This window comes from Cognatishimia sp. SS12, assembly GCF_028369055.1.
Taxonomy (GTDB): domain Bacteria; phylum Pseudomonadota; class Alphaproteobacteria; order Rhodobacterales; family Rhodobacteraceae; genus Cognatishimia.
The window spans coordinates 192,890-217,469 of the sequence record NZ_JAQNCZ010000005.1; the positions used below are offsets into that span (position 1 = coordinate 192,890).

Consider the following 24,580-nt stretch of genomic DNA (forward strand, 5'->3'; position numbering starts at 1 on the left):
TCTTAGCCCTTTTTGCTCTGGCAGGGGCAAGGCCCCTTACCGATCTTGTAGCGCCCGCAGGCAGCGCATTTTCGCGCGTCCAACTGTTTGCGTCCCGGAAAGCTCAGCTTTCCGAACATCGCCAGCACAGCCATGCCAACGAGAAACAACAGGACAATTTTGGTGATCACATCAGAGACCAAAGCGCGCGTATTCTGCCCGCTCCTCTATCCCGGATAACGCATCTTGTGCAAGGCGCGCGCCAAATCTCTGCCAGACGGACCGGCGCACCTGATAGCGTTTTAGGCGCACATCTTCGCCAAATTTGTCTTTCATCATCGGAACCAGATGGCCAAGCCCATCCGCCAGCCCCTGCGCAACGGCTTGTTCGCCAATCCAAATTTCCCCGGTGAAAAGATCGTCTGTTTCTTGCAAGCGCGCGCCGCGCCGCGTTTTGACGTGGGCAATGAAATTTTGGTGAATCTGTTCCAGCACGCGGTTTAGACGCGCAACATCCGCCTCTTGTTCGGGGCGGAACGGGTCGAGCATGGATTTCGATTTGCCGGCAGTGTGAACGCGCCGCTCGATCCCGTGACGCGCCAGAAACTCATGCGCGCCAAAGCCGGCCGAGATCACCCCAATGGAGCCGACCACCGAGGAGGCATCGACATAGATTTCGTCTGCCGCCGCCGCGAGCCAGTAGCCACCCGAGGCGGCGACATCTTCGACGAATGCAAAAACAGGGATGTCTTTTTCTTCGGCCAGCCGCCGAATACGCGCCCCGATCAAAGAGCTTTGAACCGGGGAGCCGCCGGGCGAATTGATGATCAGGGCCACAGCCGCAGGCTTGCCACGGCGAAAGGCTTTTTCAATCATCGGGGCCAGCACCTGATCACTCAGGCTGCCGCGCGTCCCGGCTGCGATCACCCCGGACAGGGACAGGACCGCAACGAGCGGCGGCTTTTTAGCAAAAGGGTTCCATCGTGTCATAGATGCCATGTAGAGCGCCCAACCACGCCAAACAAGGGAGCCCCCTTAGAAAGCCAAAAGGCGGGGCTTTTCTGCATGCCCCACCTGATGTTTGCGCTAGCTGCGAATGCGCCAGCCGGTCCTGAAAATCCACCAGATCGCAAACAGACAGAGCGCCGTGAACCCGCCGATCGCCGCAAGGCTGGTGATGATCGGCACATCCGCAAGCCCAAAGAACGCCCAGCGAAAGCCCGAGACCAGATAGACCACCGGATTAAACAGCGTCACGGTCTGCCAGAACGGCGGCAGCATCGAGATCGAATAGAACGAGCCGCCCAGAAAGATCAGCGGCGTGACCACCAGCAAGGGCACCAGTTGCAGTTGCTCAAAACTTTTCGCCCAGATGCCAATGATGAACCCAAACAGCGCAAAGCTTGTACAGGTCAGCACCATAAAGGCCATCATCGCCACAGGATGCGCGATAGTCAGATCGACAAAAAAGAACGACGTCGCCAGGATCACCAGTCCGATGAACAAAGACTTCGTTGCAGCCGCCCCCACATAACCAATCACAATTTCCAGGAAATTCACCGGGGCGGACAGCAGCTCATAGATCGTGCCAATGAATTTAGGGAAATAGATGCCGAAGGAGGCATTTGAGATCCCCTGCGTCATGATCGTCAGCATGATCAAACCAGGCACGATGAACGCGCCATAGCTGACGCCATCAACCTCTTGGATACGGCTGCCGATGGCCGCGCCGAACACCACGAAGTAAAGTGATGTGGAAATGACCGGCGAGATAAAACTCTGCGCCAGCGTGCGGAAGAAACGCGCCATTTCGAAAAAATAGATAGATTTGATCGCGGTCCAGTTCATGTGGATTTCTCCTGCACGAGGCCGACAAAGATGTCTTCCAAGCTGCTCTGTTCTGTCTGAAGGTCGCGCAGCTGCAGACCCGCCGCAGCCAGATCAGCCAGAAGTTTGGTGATCCCGGTGCGCTTGGCCTGCGTGTCGTAGGTATAGGTGAGCGTGCTGCCGTCGCCCGACAGCGCGATGTTTTCGGTCTGCAATGCCTCGGGCAACGCAGTCACGGGCTCTTGCAGCTCGATCTGCAACTGCTTTTGCCCCAGGCGTTTCATCAGCGCGGATTTTTCTTCGACCAGCAACAATTCACCTTTGCTGATCACACCGATCCGGTCAGCGATGGCCTCGGCCTCTTCGATGTAATGTGTTGTCAGGATGATGGTCACGCCGGTGGCTTTCAGCTCGGCCACGATGTTCCACATATCTTTGCGCAGCTCGACGTCCACACCCGCGGTCGGTTCATCCAGGAACAGCACGCTGGGCTCATGGCTCAGCGCTTTGGCGATCAACACGCGCCGCTTCATGCCGCCGGACAGCTCCATGATGCGGTTGCCCCGTTTTTCCCAGAGCGACAACTGGCGCAGCAGTTTTTCGAGATAGGCGTCATTGCGCGGCTTGCCGAACAGCCCGCGCGAGAAACGCACCGTGTTCATCACCGTTTCAAATGGCTCCAGGTTGATCTCCTGCGGGACAAGACCAATCTTGCTGCGGGTGACGCGGAAATCCTTTTCGATGCAATGGCCGTCCACAAAGACGCTGCCGGAACTGCTGGTCGATATCCCGCAGATGGTTGAGATCAGCGTGGTCTTTCCGGCCCCATTCGGGCCCAATAGCGCAAGAATTTCGCCGCGCTCAATTGAAAGGGTCACGCCCTTCAGCGCTTCAAAGCCACCCTCATAGACCTTTTTGAGGTCATTTATTTCCAAAATTGCCGTCATCACACCCTCTTCATCTCCCTCTGTACCTAGGGCCAAGCGGAAGCTACGCCAATAAGCGTTATTGCATATGATGCATACGAATTTCATTTCCGGCACCGGCTGCGACCAATTCTGAAAAAAAATCGTTTCAATCAAATTTCCCGTCGCTTTGCCCTTGACCCTTTTTTCCCCCTAAACTAAACCCCGCTGCACTCATGGCGCGGTAGCTCAGTTGGTTAGAGCGATCGACTCATAATCGATAGGTCGGGAGTTCAAGTCTCCCCCACGCCACCACTTCCTCCCTTTGCATTTCGCGCCCAATCTCTCAGAGAATTGGCGCTTGGCCTCTGCGGCGTTTCTCGGTATGTGACGCCATCCGGTCGCAGCCCACCCGGAGAACCAAAACAAGGGATCATTATGAAAACGATTGTTATCTGCTCAGGCGGACTGGATTCGGTGTCGCTCGCCCATATGGTGGCTGAGGAACATGAGCTCAGCCGCATCATTTCCTTTGACTATGGCCAACGCCATCGCAAAGAGGTCGACTTTGCCCGCGCCTGCGCTGCGCGTCTGAATGTGCCGTTTGACCTGATTGATCTGCAAAGCATCGGCGCGGCGCTCACCGGCTCTGCCCTGACGGATGACATCGACGTGCCAGATGGGCATTATGCCGAAGAAAGCATGCGTGTCACCGTCGTGCCCAATCGCAATGCCATCATGCTGACCGTCGCCTTTGGCGTGGCGGCCGCGCATGGGGCGGACGCCGTGGCGACCGCGGTCCATGGCGGGGATCATTTCATTTACCCGGACTGTCGCCCAAAATTCACCGAGGCGTTCAACACGATGCAGCAAGCCGCGCTGGATGGCTATGCGGACGTCACGCTTTACACCCCATTTGTGCATCAGACCAAGGCCGACATCGTCACAGCCGGGGCCAAGCACAATACGCCCTTTGCCGACACATGGTCGTGCTACAAAGGCGGTGATGAGCACTGTGGGCGCTGCGGCACGTGTGTTGAGCGGCGCGAAGCGTTTGACATTGCTGGCGTGCCTGACCCGACCCGCTACGCCGACCCGGATTTTTGGCGCAGCGCGCTTGCCGAAAAGGCGGCCAGCTGATGTTTCGCATCGCAAAAGAGTTTCATTTCTCCGCCTCCCATCAGCTGACTCATCTGCCCCGCGATCACCAATGCGCGCGCCTGCATGGGCACAATTACGTCGTGACGGTCGAACTGGCCGCCGCAGAGTTGAACGCCGATGGTTTTGTGCGCGACTATGGCGAATTGCGCGCGCTCAAAGACTATATCGACGCGCGCTTTGACCACCGGCACCTGAACGACGTCTTTGACGGCATCAGCACCGCCGAAAACATGGCGCGGCATTTCTTTGACTGGTGTGCGGCCCGCTGGCCCGAAACCGTCGCGGTGCGCGTTTCAGAAACCCCAAAAACTTGGGCGGAGTATCGACCATGAGCCGCCTGCGCATCGCAGAAATCTTTGGCCCCACCATTCAGGGCGAAGGCGCGCTGATCGGCGAGCCGACGGTGTTTGTACGCACCGGGGGCTGTGATTACCGCTGCGTTTGGTGCGACAGCCTGCATGCGGTGGACACCGAATATCGCCACAGCTGGTCCGCGATGCAAACAGAAGAGGTTTGGGCGCAGGTCCAAGAGCTCTCTGGCGGGCAGCCGATCACCGTGTCGCTCTCAGGCGGCAACCCGGCCATTCAGGATTTCGGCGCGCTGATCGCGCTTGGCAAAGCGCAGGGCTATCGTTTTGCCTGCGAAACCCAAGGCTCACTGGCCAAGCCGTGGTTTGGCGCGCTTGATACGCTGGTGCTCAGCCCCAAGCCGCCCTCCAGCGGGGAAACCCTGGATTGGGAGGTTTTTGCTGATTGTGTCACAGCCGGGCAGAGCGCCGGGCAAACCGTGATGAAAATCGTCATTTTCGACGATGAGGATTACGCTTGGGCCAAAGAGGCCGCCGCGCGATATCCAGATCTGCCGCTGTATCTGCAACCCGGTAACCCCGAGGTGGACCCGCAGGTGGCCGTCGCGGCGCAGGATGTCGCCGACCGCCTGCTGTGGCTGGTGGACAAAGTGACCAACGACCGATGGTTTGCCCCCCGCGTGCTGCCGCAGCTGCATGTGATCCTCTGGGGCAACCAGCGCGGCGTTTAAGACAAAACAGGAGCTTTCAATGGACTCGATCTATAGCAACCTTCAGCAATTGGGCGGCAAAACCGAACTGCCCACCTCCCCCGAAGCGGCCGTGCTGGAGCGGGTGGAAAACCCGCAGGCCGATGTGGCCTACAACGTGCGCTTTACTGCGCCGGAATTCACCTCACTTTGCCCAATGACCGGCCAGCCGGATTTTGCACATTTGGTGATTGATTACGTGCCCGGCAAATGGCTGGTGGAAAGCAAATCTCTCAAGCTGTTTCTGGGGGCCTTCCGTAACCACGGGGCTTTTCACGAAGATTGCACCGTGTCCATCGCCCGCCGTCTGGCCGACTTTCTGGAGCCACAGTGGCTGCGCATTGGCGGCTATTGGTATCCGCGCGGCGGCATTCCGATTGATGTCTTCTGGCAAACCGGAGCCATGCCCGAAGGGGTCTGGATCCCGGACCAAGGCGTGCCCCCCTATCGCGGGCGCGGCTGACAACAAATGGGCCGCATCATGGGTGCGGCCACTTTAGTCTACTGAGTGTGCCCGATCACGCAGAGCGTACGGCGTCGATCATCAGTTGCACGTTCTCGGGGCTGGCGTCCGGAGTGATGCCATGCCCAAGATTGAAAATATGGGGGCCGCCGCTCAGCGCTTTGACAATGCGGCGGGTTTCGCTCACCAGATTTTCGCCGCCTGTCACCATGTGGGACGAGGCGAGATTGCCCTGCACACAGCCATCGGGCTGCACGTTCTGCGCCACCCATTCGGCAGTCACGCTGTCATCCACGGCCACGCAATCTGCGCCGGTGGCCTTGGCAAAGCCGACATAGCGTGCGCCTGCGCCGCGCGGGAAGGCAATGATCGGCGTATCAGGGTGCTTTTCCTTCAGCGCAGAGATGATGCGTTTGGTCGGCTCCAATGCATAACGATCAAAATCCGCCCCTTTCAGCGAACCCGCCCAACTGTCGAACAGCTTGATAACCTCTGCCCCGGCTTGGATTTGCTGGCTCAGATACTCAATTGTGCCGTCCACCAGACGGTCAATGATCTGCTGGAACAGCGCCGGGTTCTCATCTTTCAGCTGATGCGCTGGCCCTTGATCCGGTGTCCCGCGACCCGCCACCATATAGGTGGCCACCGTCCAGGGCGCACCGGCAAAGCCGATCAGCGTGGTTTCGCTGGGCAGCTCGCGGCGCAGAATGCGCACGGTTTCGTAGATCGGGGCAAGTTTGTCATGCACCCCATTGGCCGGGATCAGCGCGTCAAAATCCGCTTGGCTCTGAATGGTGGAGAGCCGCGGCCCCTCGCCGGTCACAAACCACAGATCCGCGCCCAACGCCTGCGGCAGCAACAGGATGTCCGCAAAGAGGATAGAGGCGTCAAAGCCATAGCGGCGGATCGGCTGCAGCGTCACCTCGGCGGCCAGTTCGGAATTGTAACACAGCGACAGGAAATCCCCGGCCTGCGCGCGGGTCGCGCGATACTCAGGCAAATAGCGCCCCGCCTGACGCATCATCCAGATTGGTGGCGTCGGCAGGCGCTCTCCGGCCAATGCCCGCAGGATTGTTTTTTGCTGTGCCATGCTCCACCTCGTCAAAAAGTCTTTTGCTAGGTCTAGCGCCAGCGGCAAGATGTCAAGGCCATGGCGACGCTAATGCGCTTGTCAGGACAATCTGGCGCGATTAGACCAGCGGCATGACCGTGACTTTGCCTTCACCCGACTCCCCGCTGAAAATCGGCACCCGTGGCTCGCCCCTAGCACTGGCGCAAGCGCATGAAACCCGCGCGCGTCTGATGGCGGCCCTTGATCTGCCCGACGCGGCCTTTGCCATCGTGGTGATCCACACAACCGGCGATGACCGGCAGATGATCAATGCGGATCGCCCCTTGAAAGAGATCGGCAATAAGGGGCTTTTTACCAAGGAAATCGAAGAGGCAATGTTGCGCGGCGATATTGATATCGCGGTGCATTCCACCAAAGACATGCCAACGGAACAGCCGGCCGGGCTGGTTTTGGATACGTTCCTGCCACGCGAAGATGTGCGCGATGCCTTCATCTCGGCCAAATACGACTCGCTCGCGGCCCTGCCTGCGGGGGCGGTGGTTGGCACCTCGTCTCTGCGCCGCAAAGCCCAGCTGATGACAACCCGGCCCGACCTCAACGTGGTGGAATTTCGCGGCAATGTGCAGACCCGGCTGAAAAAGCTGGAAGAAGGCGTTGCCGATTGTTCCTTTCTGGCGATGGCTGGCCTGTCGCGGCTCGGGCTTGCCGATAAGGCCGCCTCGGCGATTGAGCCGGAAGAGATGTTGCCCGCGGTGGCCCAGGGCGCGATCGGGATTGAACGGCGCGCAAGCGACAGCCGCGCCGCGCATCTGCTGGCAGCCATTCACGACGATGCCTGCGGCACCCGCGTGCTGTGTGAACGCGCGTTTCTGCGCGCCTTGGACGGGTCCTGCGAGACACCGATTGCGGCCTTGTCCGAGATTGTGGGCACACAAATCCACCTGCGCGGCGAAATTCTGCGCCCGGATGGCAGCGAGCGGTTGCAAACCGAAGGTCTGGCCACATTGGATGCCGCCGAAGAGCTGGGGCGCAAGCTCGGGGAACAGCTGCTGGCCCAGGCTGGCAAGGGATTTTTTGATTTCCGCTAAGCGCGCGCGATCACCTCTGGTGTCAACTCTGCCATGTTGCGGCAGCCAATCTGCGCCAGCGCGATATGCAGATCGGCCTTGAGACTGTCGATGTAATCCGCAAGACCCTTTGCCCCCGCAGCCGCGATGGCAAAAGAAAACGGTCGCCCCATAAAGACGAAATCCGCGCCAAGCGCATAGGCTTTGATGATGTCCTCTCCGCTGCGCATCCCACTGTCGTAAAACACCGGGAAATCTGGCCCGACGGCTTGCCGGATCAGGGGCAGCGCATGGATCGGCGGCACACCGCTATCCAGCTGACGCCCCCCGTGGCTTGATACCTGAATGGCGTCCACACCAGCGGCCTGCGCCCGTTTTGCATCCTCTGGGCAGAGCACACCTTTGAGCACCAGCCTGCCCTTCCAACGCGCACGCAGCTGCGCCAGCACATCCCAATCAGATCCGGCGCGACTGGCCGCGCGCTCAAACGCCCCGTAAGGCGCGCCAAAGTTGGCCATCTCAGGGCGTCCGCGCAGCAGCTGCGTCACTGACCAACGCGGATGCAGGGCAAAGTCCCAGAATTGCGACAGCCCGATGCGAAACGGCATGACAAAACCGCGCCGCTGTTCGCGCAGCCGTCGACCCAGTTCGGGGACATCCACCGTGAAAATCAAGGTGTCATACCCCGCCGCCTCGGCGCGGGCGATCAGCCCTTCGGCGTCAGAAAGCCCGCCACTAACGTAGAGCTGAAACCACGCCTGCCCGCCCGACCGCTGCTGCATCTCCTCCAGTGAGGTGGTCGATAGCGTCGATACCCCCAGCGGGATACGATGCGCACGCGCGCAGTCTGCCATGCACCGATCTGCATCCGGCGAGGTCATGTTGCACATGCCCATGGGCGCAATACCAAAGGGCAGCCCGGTTTCCGTGCCAAAGACTTTGCCGGCCAGACTGCGCTGCTGGACATTGCGCAGCACCTTGGGTTGCAGCCAGATATCGCTCAACATTTGCCGATTTCGCGCGTTGCCGGCCTCCAGCCCTGCCGCACCATCGATGTAATCAAACACCATCCGCGGCAGATGACGGCGGGCCAAGCGTCGCGCGTCCTCATAAGAATGGATGCGAGATCGTGCACTCATCAGCTGCGGCCCTTTGTTTGCGTTGCGCCGATCTAAAAAGACGGCTCAGCAAAAGGCAAGCGCAGTGCGACCCCGGGGTGTTAGATCCATTTTGCCAGCGGCGGCAGGCTCATCAAAACCGCATTGGCGTCATGGCCGGTTTCAAGGCCGAATTTTGTGCCACGGTCGTACACGAGGTTGTATTCCGCATAGAGCCCGCGATGCACCAACTGGGCCTCTTTTTCGGCATCGCCAAAATCCTGCACCCGCCGTTTTTCGACCAGCGGCAGGAAGGCGGGCAAAAAGGCGCGGCCGATATCCTGAACAAAGCTGAAATCAGCCTCCCAGTCGCCCGTGCAGTGATCATCCAGAAAAATACCGCCAACGCCGCGCGCGCGGCCCCGATGCGGGATGTAGAAATACTCATCGGCCCAAGCCTTGAGGCGCGGGTAATGCGCCGGGTCATGGCGGTCACAATGGGTTTTCTGCACCGCATGAAAATGCGCCGTGTCCGCGTCGTACTCAAGGCAAGGATTAAGATCAGAACCACCGCCAAACCACCAGCCATGTGGTGTCCAGAACATGCGCGTGTTCATATGCACTGCTGGGCAATGCGGGTTCTGCATATGCGCCACAAGCGATATGCCCGACGCCCAAAAGCGCGGATCGTCCGCCATCCCGGGCAGGCCCTTGCGCGCTGCCATCGCGGCCTGCGCCCGCGCGCCGAGCGTGCCGTAGACGGCGGAGACATTGACGCCGACCTTTTCGAAAACGCGCCCGCCGCGCATAACCGACATCAGCCCGCCTCCGGCATCAGCGCCATCTTCAGAGGCGCGTTTGGTTTCAGTGACGTCAAATCGTCCCGGTGCCTGATCGGCAAAGGGGCCGGTATCATGGCTGTCTTCCAGCCCTTCAAAGGCTGCAACAATCTCATCGCGCAGGCTGCGGAACCAGTCGCTGGCACGCGCCTTTTGCGCTTGCATCTCATCGGTCATGTCAAAGTCCTCAATGCGCTGGCGAACGAACCGGGTCGATCAACGTGCGCCCCCCATCAACCGTGATCACCTGACCGGTCATGAAACCAGAAGCGTCAGAGGCCAGGTAGCGCACGGTATCAGCCAGCTCCGTTGGCGGCGCGATGCGGCCAAGCGGGGTGTATGCGGCAATGTCCTCGCGGAACTCCGGGTGTTCCTTGAGCGTATTTTTGAGGCTCGCGCTCATCACCGACCCAAAGGCCACTGCATTCACCCGGATCTGGTGTGGCGCAAGGGCCGTGGCCAGACCGCGCGTCATCTGATCAAGCGCCGCGGTCGACATTGAAAAGCCCATCAGATCAGGGTTGGTCCGGCACGCCGCAATCGATGAAAGGTTCACGATCGCCCCGGCCGGGGTGCCTTTTTCCAGATCTTCGGCTTGCTTGATCATCTTTTTGGCGACCGCCTGCGACAGACGCAGCGCCGTCATCAGATTTTGGTTCAGCATGGTCAGGATGCTGTCATCGTTCATATCCAGCGGATCGGTCCGCATTATTTGTCGGCTCGCATTCACCAAAATATCGACGCGGTCAAAACTGTCGATGGTCGCCGACAAAAGGTTGGCGATGGTCAGCCGTTCGCGCAGATCACCGGCAAAGTGCTGCACGCTCAGCCCCTCGGGCATATCAGAGACTTCCTTGGACAATTGCTTGTCGTCCATGTCGACCATGACCACATTTGCCCCTTGCGAAGCGAACTCGCGGGCGATGGCAAGGCCAATTCCATTGGCCGCGCCGGTGACAATGGCGGTTTTGCCAGCGATCGAAAATGACATGCTCTACCTCGTTGATTCTGTGGCAGACTACGCGGTTTCAGCGTTTAGCGCGAGACGGGCGTTGCGCGTGCAGAATTTTGAACCGATTGTCGCCGGCGACTTCTTCCACCTTGGCAAAGAGGTCCTGCAGGTGCTGCTCATAGGGCAGGTGCCGGTTTGCCACCATCCAGAGCTGCCCGGTTGGCATCAGCATGGCTGCGGCGGCAGAAATGAACGCGCGGCCAAGATCCGGCTCTGCCTTGCGTCCGGTGTGAAAAGGCGGGTTCATCACCACGGCATTCATCTGTGCGCGGGCTTCCCATGTGGTGGCGTCCGCCCAATGGAACGCCGCGCGCGGGTCCGTCACGTTCTGCTTGGCACAGGTCAGCGCCACGTGATCAGCCTCAACCGCATAGAGCGTTTCCACATCGCTGCGCGTCAGGATCTGCTGCGTCAGGAAACCCCAGCCACATCCCAAATCTGCAACGGTCTTGCCCAGTTTGCCGGGCAGGGCCTCTGCCAAAAGCGCAGAGGCCGGATCCACCCCATCCGCCGAAAAAACCCCCGGCGCGACCGCAAAGCGCCCGTCGATCTTTGCCGGCTCTGTGGCGGCCCAATCGGCGTAGTCGCCACCCGTGAAACAAAACAGCTTACCATGCGCCTTGGACAGCGCCCCATTGATGGCGCTGCGGCGTTTGCAATCTTTCAAAAAGGATTCAACCCCATCGGTTTTCTGTCCATCGACGATCACCAGACCGCCCTGGGCGGCCGCTTCGGCGATCATAGTGCGCCCCAGGGATTTGGAGCGGGGCAGAAACACCACTGCGGCAGAAAACGTTCCCTCTGCGGCGACCGCCACATCATAACCCGCCGCCTCATAGGCGTCATAGGCTGGTTTCATGCGCTGAATGATCAGGCAGCGCTCCTTGGGCAGCGCCGAAAGATCCATGCCGATTGGCGGGGCATAAACAGCGATGCGGCCTTCGGCAGGCAATTCAAACTGGCCGCCTTCAGCAGCCAGAGAAAGACGCGATTGTAACATTGGGGTCTCAGATCCGGCCGGGCCGGATCACTCCTTTTCCATGGTGCATTGCAGGGGATGCTGATGCTGACGGGCAAAATCCATCACCTGTGTCACCTTGGTTTCTGCGATTTCGTGGCTGAAGACGCCCACAACGGCGACGCCTTTCTTGTGCACGGTCAACATAATCTCAAACGATTGGGCATGGGTCATGCCGAAGAAGCGTTCGAGAATATGCACAACAAACTCCATCGGGGTGTAGTCATCGTTGAGCAACAGAACCTTGTAGAGCGGCGGCCGTTTGGTGCGCGCGCGCGTCTTGGTCACGACGGAGACATCCCCGTCCCGATCCTGATCATCGTCTGACATCTGCAAGGGCTGCAAAATCATGCAACATCACCCGAAATTCGCGTTGAACGCTGTATATAACCGCTCTGCACGCAGAGAAAAGCCCCAGAGGCCGCGCCGGCTGCAACATATTGACAAAATTACCAATTAATCGCGCCGCGCGCCAGTGGCAGCAACCCGGATCTCTTTGCGAACGAAACGAAGCTGATTCTGCGCGGCGCGCCACAGTCTCGTCACAATCGCAGGTTTAGCCAGCTATCATGATGATACCGCAATATATTGATTGGCCCGCGTCAGAAATCGAACGAACTATTTATTTCAAAGGGTTTATTCAAAATGCACCCTATGGTAGCCTTCTTTCAAAAGGTCAGCTGAAAAATCGGCGGCGAGAGGCAGTTAAGGGCAAGAAAAGTGAAGGATCGGCAGAGCAGGCCGGCCCGTCTAGGGCTGTACGTGCTGACAATACTCGGATTTTTATGGTTTGCGCTGACACCAGCTGCGGCGGCACCCTATGCCGCGATGGTGATTGATGCGCGCTCGGGCGAAGTGCTGCACTCACGCAATGCTGACACGCGCCTGCACCCGGCCTCACTCACCAAGATGATGACCCTGTATGTGGCCTTCGAAGCCGTGCAAAACGGCGAACTGTCGATGGACACCAAAGTGCGCATTTCCAAGAAAGCGGCGTCTGAGCCTCCGTCCAAGCTGGGCCTGAAAGCCGGGCAGCGCATTGCCCTGCGCTATCTGGTGCGCGCCGCCGCAGTGAAATCGGCCAATGACGCCGCCACTGCCATTGGCGAGGCGATCTCCGGCTCCGAAGCGGCCTTTGCGCGGCGCATGAACCGCACGGCCAAAGCGCTTGGCATGACAAACACCACGTTCAAGAATGCCCATGGGCTGACCGAAAGCGGGCACCTCTCCACTGCGCGCGACATGACCAGAATGGGGCGGCATCTGCTTTATGATTACCCGCAGTATTACAACCTGTTCTCGCGCAAATCGACCCATGCGGGCCTGCGCGAAGTTGCCAATACCAACCGGCGCTTCCTTGGCAATTATCGCGGCGCAGATGGCATCAAAACAGGCTATACCCGCGCCGCAGGTTTCAACCTTGTGGCCTCGGCGGAACGCGGTCAGGAACGTATTATTGCCACCGTGTTTGGCGGGCGATCCACCGCGACGCGCAACGCGCGTGTTGCCGAACTCCTTGATCTTGGCTTCCGCCGTGCGCCCTCTCGCGTTGCGCTGCGCAAACCAACACGCCCGGCTTATGCGGGCAACGCAGGGATCAGCGGTGATGGCGTGCAGACGGCCTCCAAAACCGTGCGCGTTGCGACAGCCGTCAACAAAAGCCTGCGCCCACGGGTGCGGCCGACTGTCGCCAAACCGGCACCCGTTGTCACAATTGCGTCAGGCACTGAGATCAACAATGATATCGAAAACGCCCTGCGCCAAGCGCAGTCAAATACCGCCTCTCTCTTCCCCTCCTCGCTCAAGGCTACTGATGTGACCCCTCAGCCCGCGATTGCCGAGGTCGAAGCACCTGTTGAGACTGCGCTGGTCATTGAACCCGAGCCGATCGAAGATCTACAGCCGCAGGTCGTCACCCGGCTCAGCACGTCTGGCGGGCACCACTGGGGCATCAACGTCGGCCGATATCCAAGCCGCTATGCTGCCGAAAAGACCCTACTCAAAACCGCGCTTGCCGAAATGAGCACGCTGGAAGGCAGCCTGCGCAAAGTTGTCAAATCACCGCGCGGCTTTGATGCGAACTTTATGGGTCTGACCCGTGAAGGCGCGGACTTGGCATGCCGCCGTCTGAAGGCGCGGCAGATTTCCTGCTTTATGATTGGGCCGAGCTGAACGGAGCTGCAATGTTACCCTTTCCCGCCCCTGCCCGCCCACAGCTGCGCATCTTTGGCACGGCGGAGCTGTTCCCGGTGCGGCGCATCTATTGCGTCGGGCGCAACTATGCCGAACACGCCCGTGAGATGGGCGTGGACCCCAATAGCGAGCCACCAGTCTTTTTTTCCAAACCTGCGGATGCCGTCACGGCCAGCGGCCAAGTGCTGCCTTTCCCGCCAATGACGCAGGATCTGCACCACGAGGCAGAGCTGGTTGTGGCCATCGGGGCCAGCGCGAAAGATGTTGCGCCGGACACGGCCGAAGAGGTGATCTGGGGCTATGCCGCAGGAAATGATCTGACGCGGCGCGACCTGCAATCAGAGGCAAAATCACGTGGCGGCCCCTGGGATATGTCCAAGGGGTTTGACAATTCTGCCGTCATGGGCGCGCTGCATCCGGTGTCTGAATGTGGCCATATCCGGTCTGGCCGCATCACGGCCGAGGTGGATGGCGTCTTGCGGCAGGACGGCGAGATTGCCGATATGATCTGGCCCATCCCGAATGTTATTGCCCATCTCAGCCGCTATGTCAGCCTGGAGCCGGGCGATCTGATCATGACCGGCACCCCCGCCGGTGTCGGCCCACTTCAGCCGGGGCAAAGCTGCACCGTTCGAATCGACGGCCTGTCAGAGGCGGTGGTGCGCTACGCGCCCTAGTCTTTCGGTTTATCGTCGTATTGCCCGCCGAGAATACGCTGCGCGTTGCCGTCCGGGTCATCATACTGATCGCTGCGGATGGTATAGATAAACCCCCAAAGGCCCAGCCCGCCCAGCAACAGAGAAATTGGTATGAGATAGGTCAGGATGGTCATTTTACGCGCAGCCTTAGTGCATTCAGACTGACTGTGATCGAACTTGTGGACATTGCCAAGGCCGCAATCAATGGCGTGGCGAGCCCTGCCACGGCGAGGGGCACGGCAATCACGTTATAAAGCGTTGCAATGCGGAAGTTTTCGCGAATACGCCGGGTGGCCTTCTGCGCGACGGTCAGGGCGTCAGCGATGGGTCCCAGATCGTTGCCGAGTAAAACGATATCCGATGCAACGCGCGCCGCATCCAGCGCTGAAGCGGGCGAAATCGACACATGTGCGCTGCTGAGGGCAGCTGTATCATTCAGCCCGTCCCCCACCATCAGCACCTTTGCACCGCCGGATGTGCGCGCCGTTATGACCTGCGCCTTTTCAGCCGGCAACATGCCCGCCTGCCAATACGCAATGCCGAGCTGCTCTGCGGTCATGCGCACCGCGCCTTCGGTATCACCGGACAGCAACTGCACCTCTTTGCCCGCGTTTTGAAGCGCGGCGACCACCTCTGCGGCCCCCTGGCGCAGCGCATCTTTGCAAAGGATCGTATAGGTGGCCCCGTCCAATTGCAGATGCACCGCGCTTGCCGCGCATTCTGCCACGCCGAGCCAGGCGCTACGACCAAGCCGCACGGTTTGCCCACGCCAGCGACCCTGAACGCCATAACCGGGCACTTCTTCGATGTTTTGCACCGCTGCAGGTGGGATGCCTGCTGAGTGAACCGCGCTGCGGACGGCTTTGGACAACGGATGCGCGGATGCCTCGGCCAGGGCGCGCGCCACGCGCAATGCATCTTGCGGAATGCCATCCAGGCTTTGCACCTCGGGCTGCCCCATCGTCAGCGTGCCCGTTTTGTCAAACACCACGGTGTCGACCTCTGCCAGCCGCTCAAGCGCAGTTGCGTGTTTAACCAAGAGCCCCATGCGAAACAAACGCCCGGAGGCCGCAGTTGTCACCGCAGGCACCGCAAGCCCCAATGCACAGGGGCAGGTAATGATCAAAACCGCCGCCGCGATATTCAGCGCAGTGCGGATGTCAAACGTGTAGAGATACCATCCGACAAAGGCCAACGCCGATAAGATATGCACCCCCGGCGCATAGAGTTTGGCGGCGCGGTCCGCCAGCGACGTGTACCGCGAGCGACCCGATTCAGCGATGGCGACGAGGTCAGCCATCTGGTGCAGGCTGGTGTCCTCGCCCACGGCTGTGGCACGAATGGTCAGGGGGCCGGTCAAATTCACCTCCCCGGCGCTGACCTTGTCACCCGTTTGGCCAAAGACCGGCAGCGTCTCGCCGGTCAGGAGCGAGCGATCAAGCTCCGACTGACCAGACACAATCACCCCGTCGACGGGCATACGCCCGCCCGGCCGTACCAACACGGTATCGCCGGGGCGCAACTCGCTGACGGCAACCTCAGCCTCGATCCCCTCTTTGACACGGATCGCGCGCGGCACTTCGAGGGCAGCAAGCTCTTCGGCAGCGGATCGCGCGACGGCGCGGGTGCGATAATCCAGATAGCGCCCGGTGAGCAAAAAGAACACCAAGGTCAGCGCTGCATCAAAATAGGCGTGATGCCCCGACAGCGCCGTTTCCCAAAGCGACGTCGCCAGCGCCAGCACAATGGCCAGCACAATCGGCACATCCATATTCAGGCGCCGGGCGCGCAGCGCCGCAAAGGCGTTGGCAAAGAATGGCTGGCCGGAAAAGAGAATGGCCGGCAGGGCAATCACCGCAGAGATCCAGTGGAAAAGATCGCGCGTCGCCTCAGCCGCGCCGGACCAGACTGCCACCGACAAAAGCATGACATTCATGCTGGCAAAGCCGGCCACGGCCAGTCGCATCAAAAGATCGCGGCCCGCGCGGTCGGTTTCGGTTGCGGCGAGGCTGCCGGCGTCGAGCTCATGCGCCTCATAGCCCGCAGCGCTGAGCCGGGCAATCAGGGCATCGGGGCGGACATGGGGCGCAGCGTCCACATTGGCGCGCTTCAGGGTAAGGTTGACCCTTGCCTCCTGAACGCCCGGCACGCTGCGCAAGGCCTCTTCGACGGTTGAAATACAGGCCGCACAGTGAATGCCCGGCAGGCTGAGCGAGAGGCGCGTATCTTTCGGAACCGCGGCAGCGGCCGCCGCCGCAACGGGGGCCGCCTCGCAGGCTGGACAGGCAGAGATCGCCATTGTCAGCCCTCCTTGTGCAGGATCACACGCTGCTCAAACGGGGTGCCGTTCAGCGCCACTGCGGTCATGCGGATGTTCCAATTTCCTTCCCCCAATTCGGCCCGCGCGACATAGGCATGACCGTCAAAAACAAACTCGGGGGCCAGGTCGTCTTTGACATGGGTGGCGCGGCCAACCACGGCGTCAAGCGAGCCGACCTGCACAGGCTGCCCATTGGCGTCTGTGATCGACAGGATCACCAGCCCGCCTTCGGCCTTTGCGTTGACCTCCCAGCCCAGTGCCGTCTGCGCATCGCGCCGCGCATCAAACGTTTGACTTGCGACATAGGAGTTCTTGACTTCGATCCCCGGAAAGGTGCGCACCGCCGAAAAGGCCAGCACCAGGTTCACGCCAATGATGATGGTGAAAGCGCTGCAAAAGATGATTGCCGCGTGCCAGCCGGTAAATTTGCGTTCCTTTGCCATCATTGACCCTTTCCGTGAAAAACACTGTCCGCATGTTCGCGGGCATCGCCAGTACTGTCGGCGATCCAGAACCGAACATCAGAAAGCTCGGTTATCGCGCCCTCTGTGCCCTTGGGCGCAATCAAATAGACCCTTTGCAGCTGGGTGCTATCGGCTGGAACCACCATGGTATTCGCATCACGCCCTTCCAGCGAAATTTCCAAAGGCACATCTGCTTTCACCTCGACGCGAAATTCCTTTGCCTCAGCAAATTTGTTGCGCAGGCGCAGCTCATAGGTGTTGCGGATCGCGCCATCAGAAAGCGTGACAAAGGTCGGATTGCGCACCGGGGCAACTGTCACATCAAATTCGCTGCGCATGAACAGCGCGACCACCAGCAGAATGCCGACCGCCGACCAAAGCGCCGTATAGACCAGCGTGCGCACGCGCAGAATATGCTGCCAGATCGGGCGCGGCGGGGTGCCTGCGCGCTCTTGTGGTTCATCGCTGAGCGCAAGGTAATCAATCAACCCACGCGGTTTGCCGATACGGTCCATCACATCGTCACAGGCATCAATGCACAGCGCACATGTGATACATTCCATCTGCTGCCCATCGCGAATGTCGATCCCCATGGGGCAGACATTGACGCAGGCCATGCAATCGATGCAATCGCCCTGTGGTGCCTCGGCATTGGCTTTCAGTTTTCCGCGTGGCTCCCCCCGCCAGTCGCGATATCCGACGGTCAGCGTGTCTTCATCCATCATGGCGGCCTGAATGCGCGGCCATGGGCAAGCGTATATGCAAATCTGCTCACGTGCATACCCGCCGAACCAAAAGGTTGTGGCCGTCAGAATCGCCATGGAGGTATAGGCAATCGGATGGGCGTTGCCGCTGACAAGATCACGCAGAAGCGTCGGCGCATCCGCAAAGTAAAAGACCCAAGCCCCGCCCGTCGCCAATGCGATCAACAGCCAGAGAACAGTTTTGGTGGTGCGCAGCCGCAGTTTGCGGAAACTCCAATTTTTCTGCCGGTGCAGGCGCAGTCGCGCGTTGCGGTCCCCTTCCACCCAGCGTTCGACCAGAATGAACAGATCGGTCCAAACGGTCTGTGGGCAGGCATAGCCGCACCACACCCGGCCAAGCGCTGAGGTAAACAGGAACAGCCCCAGCCCCGCCATGATCAATAGCCCCGCAACGAAGTAGAATTCATGCGGCCAGATTTCGATCCAGAAAAAGAAAAACCGCCGGTTGGCCATATCCACCAGAACAGCCTGATCAGGCAGATTGGCGCCACGGTCCCAGCGCAGCCAGGGGGTGAGGTAATAAATGCCCAAGGTGATCACCATGATCACCCACTTCAGATTGCGGAAAAAGCCAGAGACCCGGCGCGGAAACACCGGCTCGCGGGCCGCAAAAAGCTTTGGGGCAGAAACAGGTTTTGTCATCGGTATGCTCGCACGTTCATTCGATGATCCCTTGTCGCAATTCTAGCCGCCCGATGCTTTGACCTGCATCAAGTTTTCCTGCGACAAGTTTTCCGAAAAAAAATGGGGTGCTGACCTTCCAGGAAACGCGCGAACAGGACGGAAGGTCAGCACCTCGGTCAGACGGCTTGCCGCCCGACACCCCTAAAACAGGCATGCATGCACTGTTTCACTCCGGATTGGGTATGCGTGATTTTGCCGTGGGTGACTTTGACGCAGATCAAACCAGGAAAATTGATGTTCAAAAAATGCGAATGTCTGGGACCCAATGACGCTGTGCTATGCTGAAAGGCGCAGTGTTGCAGCGCTTGGCACAAGAGAGGAGGCCCTATGATCATTCGCATATTTCAAGTCACGACCCACCCTGGCAAAGAGGAAGAATTCTCAAAATTCTTTCACGAAACGGCGATCCCCCTCATGAAAAAAACCAAGGGTTGCCATACGGTCTTGCCCGGCGCGCCCATGCCGGATCACCCGCGCAAATTCGCATTTGTCATGGTCTGGGAGACGCTATCGGCGCTCAAGGCCTTTGTGGGGGAGGATTACGAAAGCCCGCACATTGATCCGGCCGAAGCCGAATTGGTGCAATCGCGGCAGATTACACATTACCAGTTGGTCGATGCCTAAAAAAACGGGCGCAGACAGTGCTGCGCCCGAGTAAAGGGACGATGCACGGCGACGCGTTGCGCCGCCGTGCGGTTTATTCGCCGCCGCCCAGCTGATGGACGTAGGCAGAAACAGCGCGAATCTGCGCTTCTGTCAGGCGCGTATCCCAATTGGGCATCACGCCAAAACGACTGTTGCTGACCGTGTCATGAATGTCAGCATAACTGCCACCAAAGAGCCAGATGGCATCCGCAAGGTTGGGCGCGCCTTGGTCACGATCCCCAAGACCCGTTTCGCCATGGCAGCTTGCACAGTTCTCTTCAAAGACTACGGCACCGGGTTTGACCAGCTCGGGGGCCTGCGCCTCGCCGCTGAGCGACATGACGAAGTTCACCACCTGATCGATTTGCGCATCTTCCAGCAGCTCATCGCGGCCAAAGGCAGGCATTTCCGAATAGCGCGGATCCTCGCCGGTTTCATTACGCACACCGTGGCGCACCGTATGAGTGATGGCGTCAATGTCGCCACCCCAAAGCCAGTCATTGTCCAGCAGGTTCGGATATCCTTTGGCCCCCGCCGCGCCGGACCCATGACACTGGGCGCACCATGTCTTGAACACCGCGCCACCCGCAGAAATGGCATAGCCATTCAGCTCTGCATCATCACTCAAAGTCGACATGTCAGCGGTTGCAAGGCGAATGTTGATCGCCTCATTCTGCGCATCAACGGCCGCGATATCGGCCGCCACTTCGGCGCGCGTGGAATAGCCCAGCATCCCCGCGGTGGCCGATTTGACACCCGGCCAAGCCGGATAGGCAATGGTATAGCCAATACCCCAGACAATTGTGGCGTAGAACAGCCAGAGCCACCAGCGCGGCATCGGGTTGTCATATTCCTGAATACCATCCCAGGTGTGGCCCGTGGTGGGTGTTTCTTCTTTTTGAACCGGTTTCTTACTCATTTCGGTCCCTCTTTCTCTACAGCGGGGGCATCGTCGTGACGAAACGGGATACCCGCGGTTTCCTGGTATTCACGGCTTGAGCCGGGGCGGAAGACCCAAAGGATCACCGCAACGAAGAACCCAAACAGGAACAAAAGCATCCAGCTGTCGGCAAAGGCGCGCAGGAAGGAATAGGTTTCCATGATCCCCTCCTATCGGTTTGCGTCAGGCGTGAAGGTCGAAAAATCGACCAAAGTGCCCAGCATTTGCAGATAGGCGACCATGGCATCCATCTCGCTGGTGCCAGGATTGCCATCAAAGTTGCGGACAGCGACGTCCTCGCCATAGCGTTCCAGCAGCCCGTCATAATCCCGATCTGGATCGGCCTGCGCCAGGAAATCAGCCTGGGCATTTTCGATCATCTCATCCGAATAGGGCACGCCCACAATCGCCTGCGTGCGCATCAGATCACCGATATACCGGCCATCAATGCTGCGGTCCTCAAGGAAGCCATATTTCGGCATCACCGATTCAGGCACCACAGATTGCGGATCGATCAGGTGATCAACATGCCAGTCATCCGAATAGCGGCCCCCAACCCGGGCCAGATCTGGCCCGGTGCGTTTGGACCCCCATTGGAACGGGTGGTCATATTGAGATTCTGCCGCCAGCGAATAGTGGCCATAGCGCTCGACTTCGTCGCGCATGGGGCGGATCATTTGGCTGTGGCACACATAGCAGCCTTCGCGCAGATAGACTTCGCGCCCAGCCAGTTCCAGCGGGGTGTAGGGGCGCATGCCCTCCACATCCTCGATGGTGTTTTCCAGCCAGAACAGCGGGGCAATCTGTACGATCCCCCCGATGCTGACCACCAAGAGGCTGAGGATCAGCAGGAGCGTGGCGTTGGTTTCGATCAGTTTATGTTTGTCCAGAATGGCCATGTCTTCAGCCCTCCTTATTCAGCCGGAACCGCAACACCCAGGCTCGCTTCACGAGCCGGAGCTTTGCGCACCGTCAACCAAAGGTTCACGCACATGATGATCGCGCCCGCCAGATACAGGACACCGCCCAGACCACGCACCACATACATTGGGAATTTCGCTGCAACGGTATCGGCGAACGAGTTCACCAAGAAGCCATTGGCATCCACTTCGCGCCACATCAGACCTTCCATGATCCCCGTGACCCACATGGCCGAGGCGTAAAGCACGATGCCAATCGTGGCGAGCCAGAAGTGCCAGCTCACAAGGCTCAGCGAATAGAGGCGTTCACGTTTCCACAGCACCGGCACCAGATAGTAGAGCGCACCAAAGGTGATCAGCCCGTTCCAGCCCAGCGCACCAGAATGAACGTGACCAATGGTCCAGTCGGTATAGTGGCTCAGCGAGTTCACCGCGCGGATCGACATCATCGGGCCTTCGAAGGTCGACATGCCATAGAAAGCCAGCGAGGCCACCATCATCCGAATGATCGGATCGGTGCGCAGCTTGTCCCAAGCGCCCTGCAGCGTCATCAGACCGTTGATCATGCCGCCCCAGCTTGGCATCCACAGTACGATTGAGAACACCATGCCAAGGGTCGATGCCCAATCCGGCAGCGCGGTGTAATGCAAATGGTGTGGGCCCGCCCAGATATATAGGAAAATCAGCGCCCAAAAGTGGATGATCGACAGCTTGTAGCTAAAGACAGGTTTTCCAGCCTGCTTTGGCACAAAATAGTACATCATCCCCAGGAAGCCCGCAGTCAGGAAGAAGCCGACAGCATTGTGGCCATACCACCACTGCACCATTGCGTCCTGCACACCGGCCCAGACAATCACGGACTTTGACCCAAAGATCGACACCGGAATGGTCAGATTGTTCACCACATGCAGCATCGCCACCGTGACGATGAAGCCAAGATAGAACCAGTTGGCCACATAGATGTGCTTTTCTTTGCGTTTCATGATGGTGCCAAGGAAGACCAACAGATAAGCCACCCAGACGATGGTCAGCCACAGGTCAACGTGCCATTCAGGCTCTGCGTATTCTTTGGATTGCGTGCCGCCCAGCAGGTATCCGGTGGCCGCGAGCACGATGAAAAGCTGATAGCCCCAGAACACGAACCAAGCGAGATTACCGCCCCAAAGACGTGTCGCGCAGGTGCGCTGCACAACATAAAAAGACGTCGCCAGCAGCGCGTTGCCACCAAAGGCAAAAATCACCGCGCTGGTGTGCAATGGACGCAGGCGACCAAAGTTGGCAAAACCCTCAGCCCATTCAAAGTTCAGCGCCGGATAGGCCAGCTGAAAGGCGATGACCACGCCGACCAGAAAGCCAACCACACCCCAAAAGGCGGTGGCAATCACTCCGGCGCGGATCACATCATCCATATATTCATGTTGAGAGGGGGCGGGTTTGTCTTCGTCGACACCCCGCAACACCCAGAGAAACAGGCCCCCAGATACAAGCACGATAATCAGTGCATGCACCATATAGGCCAGATCGCGCGCGTAGTTGGCGGCAATCATCGCGCATAGCGTGATGAGCCCCAGCGCGATCAGCTTTACAGTGTTGATCATTTTGCGTCCCTTCGTCGTGCCACAGCTGCGACGCGCAGACTCGTGGCGGATATTGACTGGGGCCTTTTTGCGCTGCGGCGGCGGTGCTCGCCTTGATCTGCATCAAAGATTTTCCCGGCTGTTGGCGCATTCTGGGTCAAAGCACCGGGCGCTTGTCTTGGTGCGCAAGGCCATGGGAAGGAGCCGAATATGTCCTACAAATCACTCTTTACCGTTTTGACTGACAGTGCGTTTATCACCGAAACCCTCTCCGCTGCGGCGGCATTGGCACGAGACTGTGACGCGCATCTAGATGTCTTGTGTTTGGGCGTCGATCGCAGCCAGACCGGTTATTATTATGCCGGAGCAACTGCGGTCCTGCTGGAACAATCGCTGAATGCGGCGCGCGATGATGCCCGCAAGCTGGAAAATCTGGCGCGCGCGGAACTCAAGAAAACCGAGTGCCGCTGGGCTACGGAAACCGGCGTTACACAGGTGGCCGAAATGGCGCGCCATGTGGCGGCCCGTGCACGGTTTGCCGATCTGGCGATCCTGGCACGTCCCTATGGCGAAGACCGCGGTATCGAAATGGAAACCGCCGTAGAAGCCGCACTGTTTGATGCGCAGACCCCGGTTCTGGTGGTGCCCGGCAGCACGACGATGGTCACAGCCCCCAAGACCGTGACATTGGCCTGGAATGAAAGCTCAGAATCGCTCAATGCCGCCCGCGCTGCCCTGCCCCTGCTTACCGAGGCTGAATTGGTGCGCGTGGCGGTTATTGATCCCCCCACACATGGCCCCAATCGCTCCGATCCAGGCGGCCCTCTGTCGCAGTATCTGGCCCGTCATGGCGCGCGTGTTGAAATTGATGTGATGTCCAAAACCATGCCGCGTGTGTCTGACCTGATTTTGCGGCATGCCCGCGATTCCGCCAGTGAGTTAATTGTCATGGGCGCCTATGGCCATTCGCGCTTCCGCGAGTCCATTCTGGGCGGCGCAACCCGGCACATGCTGGAAGAAGCGGACTTGCCGGTTTTTATGGCGCATTAAATTCTGAAAGAAGATCTTGGCCCGATGAAACTCGGGCGATGGCCATGGCGCTTGGCCGCTGCTCAATTAGATCAGCATGCCACCGTCAGAATCATCGCCGGCCTCTTCCAACAGCGCGTCCATATTGGGCACGGTCACGTGGCGCTTGCCTTCCAGCCTGATGATGCCATCGCGTTTCAAGGCAGATATCTGGCGGCTGACCGTTTCCAGCGTCAGACCCAGGTAATCCGCCATCGCATCGCGCGTCAGCGGCAGGTCAAACACAATCGGCCCGGTCAAAGAGGCCAGCTTCAGTGTCGCATCCCGGCGCGCGATAATCGCCAGAAGTGAGGCGATTTTTTCGCGCGCTGTTTTGCGGCCCAGTACCAGCATCCATTCGCGGGCGGCGTCCAGCTCATCCAGCGTCATTTCCAGCAGGCGCTGCGCCACATGCGGGGTGGTGCCCATCATGGTTTCAAAGGGTTTCTTGCGAAAACAGCACATCACCAGATCGGTGGTCGCCACCACGTCATAAGGGGCGGTTTCGCGCCCCGGGCGGCCGACAAAATCGCTCGGAAGAAGCAAGCCGACCATCTGGGTGCGCCCGTCTTCCATGGTTTGCGTCAGCGAAGCGATCCCTGTCACGACAGAACCGACAAAATCCATCCGATCCCCGGACCAAAGCACGGTCTGGCCCGCCTGAAAGCTGCGGTAGTATTTGATTTCATCCAGAGTTTTCAGCTCATCTGCATCGCAGCGGGCACAGACCGCACGATGCCGGATTTGACAACTGCCACAATCACGCGGCGCTTCAATAGGGAGTTCAAATGACATGATTTTTGCCGTTCT

At 59.2% G+C, this 24,580-nt stretch carries 27 protein-coding genes and 1 tRNA gene; 10 read left to right on the forward strand and 18 right to left on the reverse strand.

All coding sequences use genetic code 11. The features are described 5' to 3' along the window. Positions 1-171 precede the first annotated feature (171 nt). The 3 genes from N6L24_RS12555 to N6L24_RS12565 all read right to left on the reverse strand — a co-directional run bounded on the left by N6L24_RS12555 (position 172) and on the right by N6L24_RS12565 (position 2,753). Positions 172-969, reverse strand: a complete 798-nt coding sequence (locus tag N6L24_RS12555; protein ID WP_271845030.1) for a S49 family peptidase — start codon at positions 967-969, stop codon at positions 172-174. Positions 970-1,065: 96 nt separating this feature from the next. Continuing rightward, positions 1,066-1,827 (reverse strand): ABC transporter permease, encoded by a 762-nt coding sequence (locus tag N6L24_RS12560; RefSeq protein ID WP_271845031.1) that lies wholly within the window; start codon positions 1,825-1,827, stop codon positions 1,066-1,068. After that, on the reverse strand, positions 1,824-2,753 hold the full coding sequence (locus N6L24_RS12565) for an ABC transporter ATP-binding protein (RefSeq protein WP_271845032.1): 930 nt from the start codon (positions 2,751-2,753) through the stop codon (positions 1,824-1,826). The genes N6L24_RS12560 and N6L24_RS12565 overlap by 4 nt, the downstream gene beginning before the upstream one ends. A gap of 196 nt (positions 2,754-2,949) precedes the next feature. Between N6L24_RS12565 and N6L24_RS12570 the strand changes: the two genes are divergently transcribed. From N6L24_RS12570 to queF, 5 genes are all read left to right on the forward strand, one after another. After that, positions 2,950-3,026 (forward strand) — tRNA-Met (locus N6L24_RS12570). A gap of 123 nt (positions 3,027-3,149) precedes the next feature. Continuing rightward, the gene (gene queC / locus N6L24_RS12575; protein ID WP_271845033.1) at positions 3,150-3,851 is read left to right on the forward strand and encodes a 7-cyano-7-deazaguanine synthase QueC; all 702 of its coding nucleotides are present in this window, start codon (positions 3,150-3,152) and stop codon (positions 3,849-3,851) included. After that, a complete protein-coding gene (queD, locus tag N6L24_RS12580) occupies positions 3,851-4,204 on the forward strand; it encodes a 6-carboxytetrahydropterin synthase QueD (protein WP_271845034.1) in 354 nt (117 codons plus the stop codon). The genes queC and queD overlap by 1 nt, the downstream gene beginning before the upstream one ends. Continuing rightward, a complete protein-coding gene (gene queE, locus N6L24_RS12585) occupies positions 4,201-4,911 on the forward strand; it encodes a 7-carboxy-7-deazaguanine synthase QueE (protein WP_271845035.1) in 711 nt (236 codons plus the stop codon). The genes queD and queE overlap by 4 nt, the downstream gene beginning before the upstream one ends. Positions 4,912-4,930: 19 nt before the next feature. Further along, positions 4,931-5,392: a preQ(1) synthase gene (queF, locus tag N6L24_RS12590; protein ID WP_271845036.1), complete on the forward strand. Its 462-nt coding sequence runs from the start codon at positions 4,931-4,933 to the stop codon at positions 5,390-5,392. A 55-nt stretch (positions 5,393-5,447) separates the two neighbouring features. On the opposite strand, the gene hemE is transcribed toward queF, so the two are convergent. Next, positions 5,448-6,482, reverse strand: a complete 1,035-nt coding sequence (gene hemE, locus N6L24_RS12595; RefSeq protein WP_271845037.1) for a uroporphyrinogen decarboxylase — start codon at positions 6,480-6,482, stop codon at positions 5,448-5,450. A 113-nt stretch (positions 6,483-6,595) separates the two neighbouring features. On the opposite strand from hemE, the gene hemC reads away from it, so the two are divergent. Further along, entirely contained in the window at positions 6,596-7,552 is a 957-nt protein-coding gene (gene hemC / locus N6L24_RS12600) for a hydroxymethylbilane synthase (RefSeq protein WP_271845038.1), read from the forward strand. On the opposite strand, the gene N6L24_RS12605 is transcribed toward hemC, so the two are convergent. The 5 genes from N6L24_RS12605 to clpS all read right to left on the reverse strand — a co-directional run bounded on the left by N6L24_RS12605 (position 7,549) and on the right by clpS (position 11,848). Beyond that, positions 7,549-8,670, reverse strand: a complete 1,122-nt coding sequence (locus N6L24_RS12605) for an alpha-hydroxy acid oxidase (RefSeq protein WP_271845039.1) — start codon at positions 8,668-8,670, stop codon at positions 7,549-7,551. The genes hemC and N6L24_RS12605 overlap by 4 nt on opposite strands. An 80-nt stretch (positions 8,671-8,750) precedes the next feature. Next, positions 8,751-9,644, reverse strand: coding sequence for an oxygen-dependent coproporphyrinogen oxidase (hemF, locus tag N6L24_RS12610; protein ID WP_271845040.1), 894 nt, complete (start codon positions 9,642-9,644; stop codon positions 8,751-8,753). Between the two features lie 10 nt (positions 9,645-9,654). Then, on the reverse strand, positions 9,655-10,458 hold the full coding sequence (locus N6L24_RS12615) for an SDR family NAD(P)-dependent oxidoreductase (protein WP_271845041.1): 804 nt from the start codon (positions 10,456-10,458) through the stop codon (positions 9,655-9,657). A 37-nt stretch (positions 10,459-10,495) separates the two neighbouring features. Beyond that, complete coding sequence (locus N6L24_RS12620) at positions 10,496-11,479, reverse strand: class I SAM-dependent methyltransferase (protein ID WP_271845042.1); 984 nt, start codon at positions 11,477-11,479, stop codon at positions 10,496-10,498. A gap of 27 nt (positions 11,480-11,506) precedes the next feature. Further along, positions 11,507-11,848 (reverse strand): ATP-dependent Clp protease adapter ClpS, encoded by a 342-nt coding sequence (gene clpS, locus N6L24_RS12625; protein ID WP_271845043.1) that lies wholly within the window; start codon positions 11,846-11,848, stop codon positions 11,507-11,509. Positions 11,849-12,217: 369 nt separating this feature from the next. Here clpS and N6L24_RS12630 point away from each other — a divergent pair, with 369 nt between their 5' ends. Together N6L24_RS12630 and N6L24_RS12635 are read left to right on the forward strand one after the other, a co-directional pair. Further along, the gene (locus tag N6L24_RS12630) at positions 12,218-13,669 is read left to right on the forward strand and encodes a D-alanyl-D-alanine carboxypeptidase family protein (RefSeq protein WP_442872603.1); all 1,452 of its coding nucleotides are present in this window, start codon (positions 12,218-12,220) and stop codon (positions 13,667-13,669) included. An 11-nt stretch (positions 13,670-13,680) separates the two neighbouring features. Continuing rightward, on the forward strand, positions 13,681-14,367 hold the full coding sequence (locus N6L24_RS12635) for a fumarylacetoacetate hydrolase family protein (RefSeq protein WP_271845045.1): 687 nt from the start codon (positions 13,681-13,683) through the stop codon (positions 14,365-14,367). On the opposite strand, the gene ccoS is transcribed toward N6L24_RS12635, so the two are convergent. From ccoS to ccoG, 4 genes are read right to left on the reverse strand one after another with little or no spacing between them, the layout of a single operon-like run. Next, the gene (ccoS, locus tag N6L24_RS12640; RefSeq protein ID WP_271845046.1) at positions 14,364-14,522 is read right to left on the reverse strand and encodes a cbb3-type cytochrome oxidase assembly protein CcoS; all 159 of its coding nucleotides are present in this window, start codon (positions 14,520-14,522) and stop codon (positions 14,364-14,366) included. The genes N6L24_RS12635 and ccoS overlap by 4 nt on opposite strands. Next, the gene (locus N6L24_RS12645; protein ID WP_271845047.1) at positions 14,519-16,687 is read right to left on the reverse strand and encodes a heavy metal translocating P-type ATPase; all 2,169 of its coding nucleotides are present in this window, start codon (positions 16,685-16,687) and stop codon (positions 14,519-14,521) included. The genes ccoS and N6L24_RS12645 overlap by 4 nt, the downstream gene beginning before the upstream one ends. A 2-nt stretch (positions 16,688-16,689) precedes the next feature. Continuing rightward, positions 16,690-17,151: a FixH family protein gene (locus N6L24_RS12650; protein ID WP_271845048.1), complete on the reverse strand. Its 462-nt coding sequence runs from the start codon at positions 17,149-17,151 to the stop codon at positions 16,690-16,692. Then, on the reverse strand, positions 17,151-18,578 hold the full coding sequence (ccoG, locus tag N6L24_RS12655; protein WP_271845049.1) for a cytochrome c oxidase accessory protein CcoG: 1,428 nt from the start codon (positions 18,576-18,578) through the stop codon (positions 17,151-17,153). Before ccoG ends, N6L24_RS12650 begins: the two co-directional genes overlap by 1 nt. A 369-nt stretch (positions 18,579-18,947) precedes the next feature. On the opposite strand from ccoG, the gene N6L24_RS12660 reads away from it, so the two are divergent. Beyond that, a complete protein-coding gene (locus tag N6L24_RS12660) occupies positions 18,948-19,244 on the forward strand; it encodes an antibiotic biosynthesis monooxygenase family protein (protein ID WP_271845050.1) in 297 nt (98 codons plus the stop codon). Positions 19,245-19,317: 73 nt separating this feature from the next. On the opposite strand, the gene ccoP is transcribed toward N6L24_RS12660, so the two are convergent. From ccoP to ccoN, 4 genes are read right to left on the reverse strand one after another with little or no spacing between them, the layout of a single operon-like run. Further along, entirely contained in the window at positions 19,318-20,184 is an 867-nt protein-coding gene (gene ccoP / locus N6L24_RS12665) for a cytochrome-c oxidase, cbb3-type subunit III (RefSeq protein ID WP_271845051.1), read from the reverse strand. Continuing rightward, a complete protein-coding gene (locus N6L24_RS12670) occupies positions 20,181-20,366 on the reverse strand; it encodes a cbb3-type cytochrome c oxidase subunit 3 (protein ID WP_271845052.1) in 186 nt (61 codons plus the stop codon). Before N6L24_RS12670 ends, ccoP begins: the two co-directional genes overlap by 4 nt. A 9-nt stretch (positions 20,367-20,375) precedes the next feature. Continuing rightward, a complete protein-coding gene (ccoO, locus tag N6L24_RS12675) occupies positions 20,376-21,104 on the reverse strand; it encodes a cytochrome-c oxidase, cbb3-type subunit II (RefSeq protein ID WP_271845053.1) in 729 nt (242 codons plus the stop codon). Positions 21,105-21,118: 14 nt separating this feature from the next. Next, positions 21,119-22,723, reverse strand: a complete 1,605-nt coding sequence (ccoN, locus tag N6L24_RS12680) for a cytochrome-c oxidase, cbb3-type subunit I (RefSeq protein WP_271845054.1) — start codon at positions 22,721-22,723, stop codon at positions 21,119-21,121. 189 nt (positions 22,724-22,912) lie between these two features. Between ccoN and N6L24_RS12685 the strand changes: the two genes are divergently transcribed. Then, positions 22,913-23,752, forward strand: a complete 840-nt coding sequence (locus tag N6L24_RS12685; protein ID WP_271845055.1) for a universal stress protein — start codon at positions 22,913-22,915, stop codon at positions 23,750-23,752. Between the two features lie 66 nt (positions 23,753-23,818). On the opposite strand, the gene fnrL is transcribed toward N6L24_RS12685, so the two are convergent. Beyond that, on the reverse strand, positions 23,819-24,565 hold the full coding sequence (gene fnrL / locus N6L24_RS12690) for a transcriptional regulator FnrL (protein ID WP_271845056.1): 747 nt from the start codon (positions 24,563-24,565) through the stop codon (positions 23,819-23,821). Between the last annotated feature and the right edge of the window lie 15 nt (positions 24,566-24,580).

Coding starts and splice junctions, on each gene's coding strand:
- N6L24_RS12615 (WP_271845041.1), bottom strand. CDS start 10,458: ATGTCATTTTCGATCGCTGGCAAAACCGCCATTGTCACCGGCGCGGCC.
- N6L24_RS12555 (WP_271845030.1), bottom strand. CDS start 969: ATGACACGATGGAACCCTTTTGCTAAAAAGCCGCCGCTCGTTGCGGTC.
- ccoP (WP_271845051.1), bottom strand. CDS start 20,184: ATGAGTAAGAAACCGGTTCAAAAAGAAGAAACACCCACCACGGGCCAC.
- N6L24_RS12560 (WP_271845031.1), bottom strand. CDS start 1,827: ATGAACTGGACCGCGATCAAATCTATCTATTTTTTCGAAATGGCGCGT.
- N6L24_RS12605 (WP_271845039.1), bottom strand. CDS start 8,670: ATGAGTGCACGATCTCGCATCCATTCTTATGAGGACGCGCGACGCTTG.
- N6L24_RS12650 (WP_271845048.1), bottom strand. CDS start 17,151: ATGGCAAAGGAACGCAAATTTACCGGCTGGCACGCGGCAATCATCTTT.
- hemF (WP_271845040.1), bottom strand. CDS start 9,644: ATGACCGATGAGATGCAAGCGCAAAAGGCGCGTGCCAGCGACTGGTTC.
- clpS (WP_271845043.1), bottom strand. CDS start 11,848: ATGATTTTGCAGCCCTTGCAGATGTCAGACGATGATCAGGATCGGGAC.
- ccoG (WP_271845049.1), bottom strand. CDS start 18,578: ATGACAAAACCTGTTTCTGCCCCAAAGCTTTTTGCGGCCCGCGAGCCG.
- ccoS (WP_271845046.1), bottom strand. CDS start 14,522: ATGACCATCCTGACCTATCTCATACCAATTTCTCTGTTGCTGGGCGGG.
- queD (WP_271845034.1), top strand. CDS start 3,851: ATGTTTCGCATCGCAAAAGAGTTTCATTTCTCCGCCTCCCATCAGCTG.
- N6L24_RS12645 (WP_271845047.1), bottom strand. CDS start 16,687: ATGGCGATCTCTGCCTGTCCAGCCTGCGAGGCGGCCCCCGTTGCGGCG.
- ccoO (WP_271845053.1), bottom strand. CDS start 21,104: ATGGCCATTCTGGACAAACATAAACTGATCGAAACCAACGCCACGCTC.
- queE (WP_271845035.1), top strand. CDS start 4,201: ATGAGCCGCCTGCGCATCGCAGAAATCTTTGGCCCCACCATTCAGGGC.
- N6L24_RS12670 (WP_271845052.1), bottom strand. CDS start 20,366: ATGGAAACCTATTCCTTCCTGCGCGCCTTTGCCGACAGCTGGATGCTT.
- N6L24_RS12565 (WP_271845032.1), bottom strand. CDS start 2,753: ATGACGGCAATTTTGGAAATAAATGACCTCAAAAAGGTCTATGAGGGT.
- queF (WP_271845036.1), top strand. CDS start 4,931: ATGGACTCGATCTATAGCAACCTTCAGCAATTGGGCGGCAAAACCGAA.
- N6L24_RS12635 (WP_271845045.1), top strand. CDS start 13,681: ATGTTACCCTTTCCCGCCCCTGCCCGCCCACAGCTGCGCATCTTTGGC.
- fnrL (WP_271845056.1), bottom strand. CDS start 24,565: ATGTCATTTGAACTCCCTATTGAAGCGCCGCGTGATTGTGGCAGTTGT.
- queC (WP_271845033.1), top strand. CDS start 3,150: ATGAAAACGATTGTTATCTGCTCAGGCGGACTGGATTCGGTGTCGCTC.
- hemC (WP_271845038.1), top strand. CDS start 6,596: ATGACCGTGACTTTGCCTTCACCCGACTCCCCGCTGAAAATCGGCACC.
- hemE (WP_271845037.1), bottom strand. CDS start 6,482: ATGGCACAGCAAAAAACAATCCTGCGGGCATTGGCCGGAGAGCGCCTG.
- ccoN (WP_271845054.1), bottom strand. CDS start 22,723: ATGATCAACACTGTAAAGCTGATCGCGCTGGGGCTCATCACGCTATGC.
- N6L24_RS12660 (WP_271845050.1), top strand. CDS start 18,948: ATGATCATTCGCATATTTCAAGTCACGACCCACCCTGGCAAAGAGGAA.
- N6L24_RS12620 (WP_271845042.1), bottom strand. CDS start 11,479: ATGTTACAATCGCGTCTTTCTCTGGCTGCTGAAGGCGGCCAGTTTGAA.
- N6L24_RS12685 (WP_271845055.1), top strand. CDS start 22,913: ATGTCCTACAAATCACTCTTTACCGTTTTGACTGACAGTGCGTTTATC.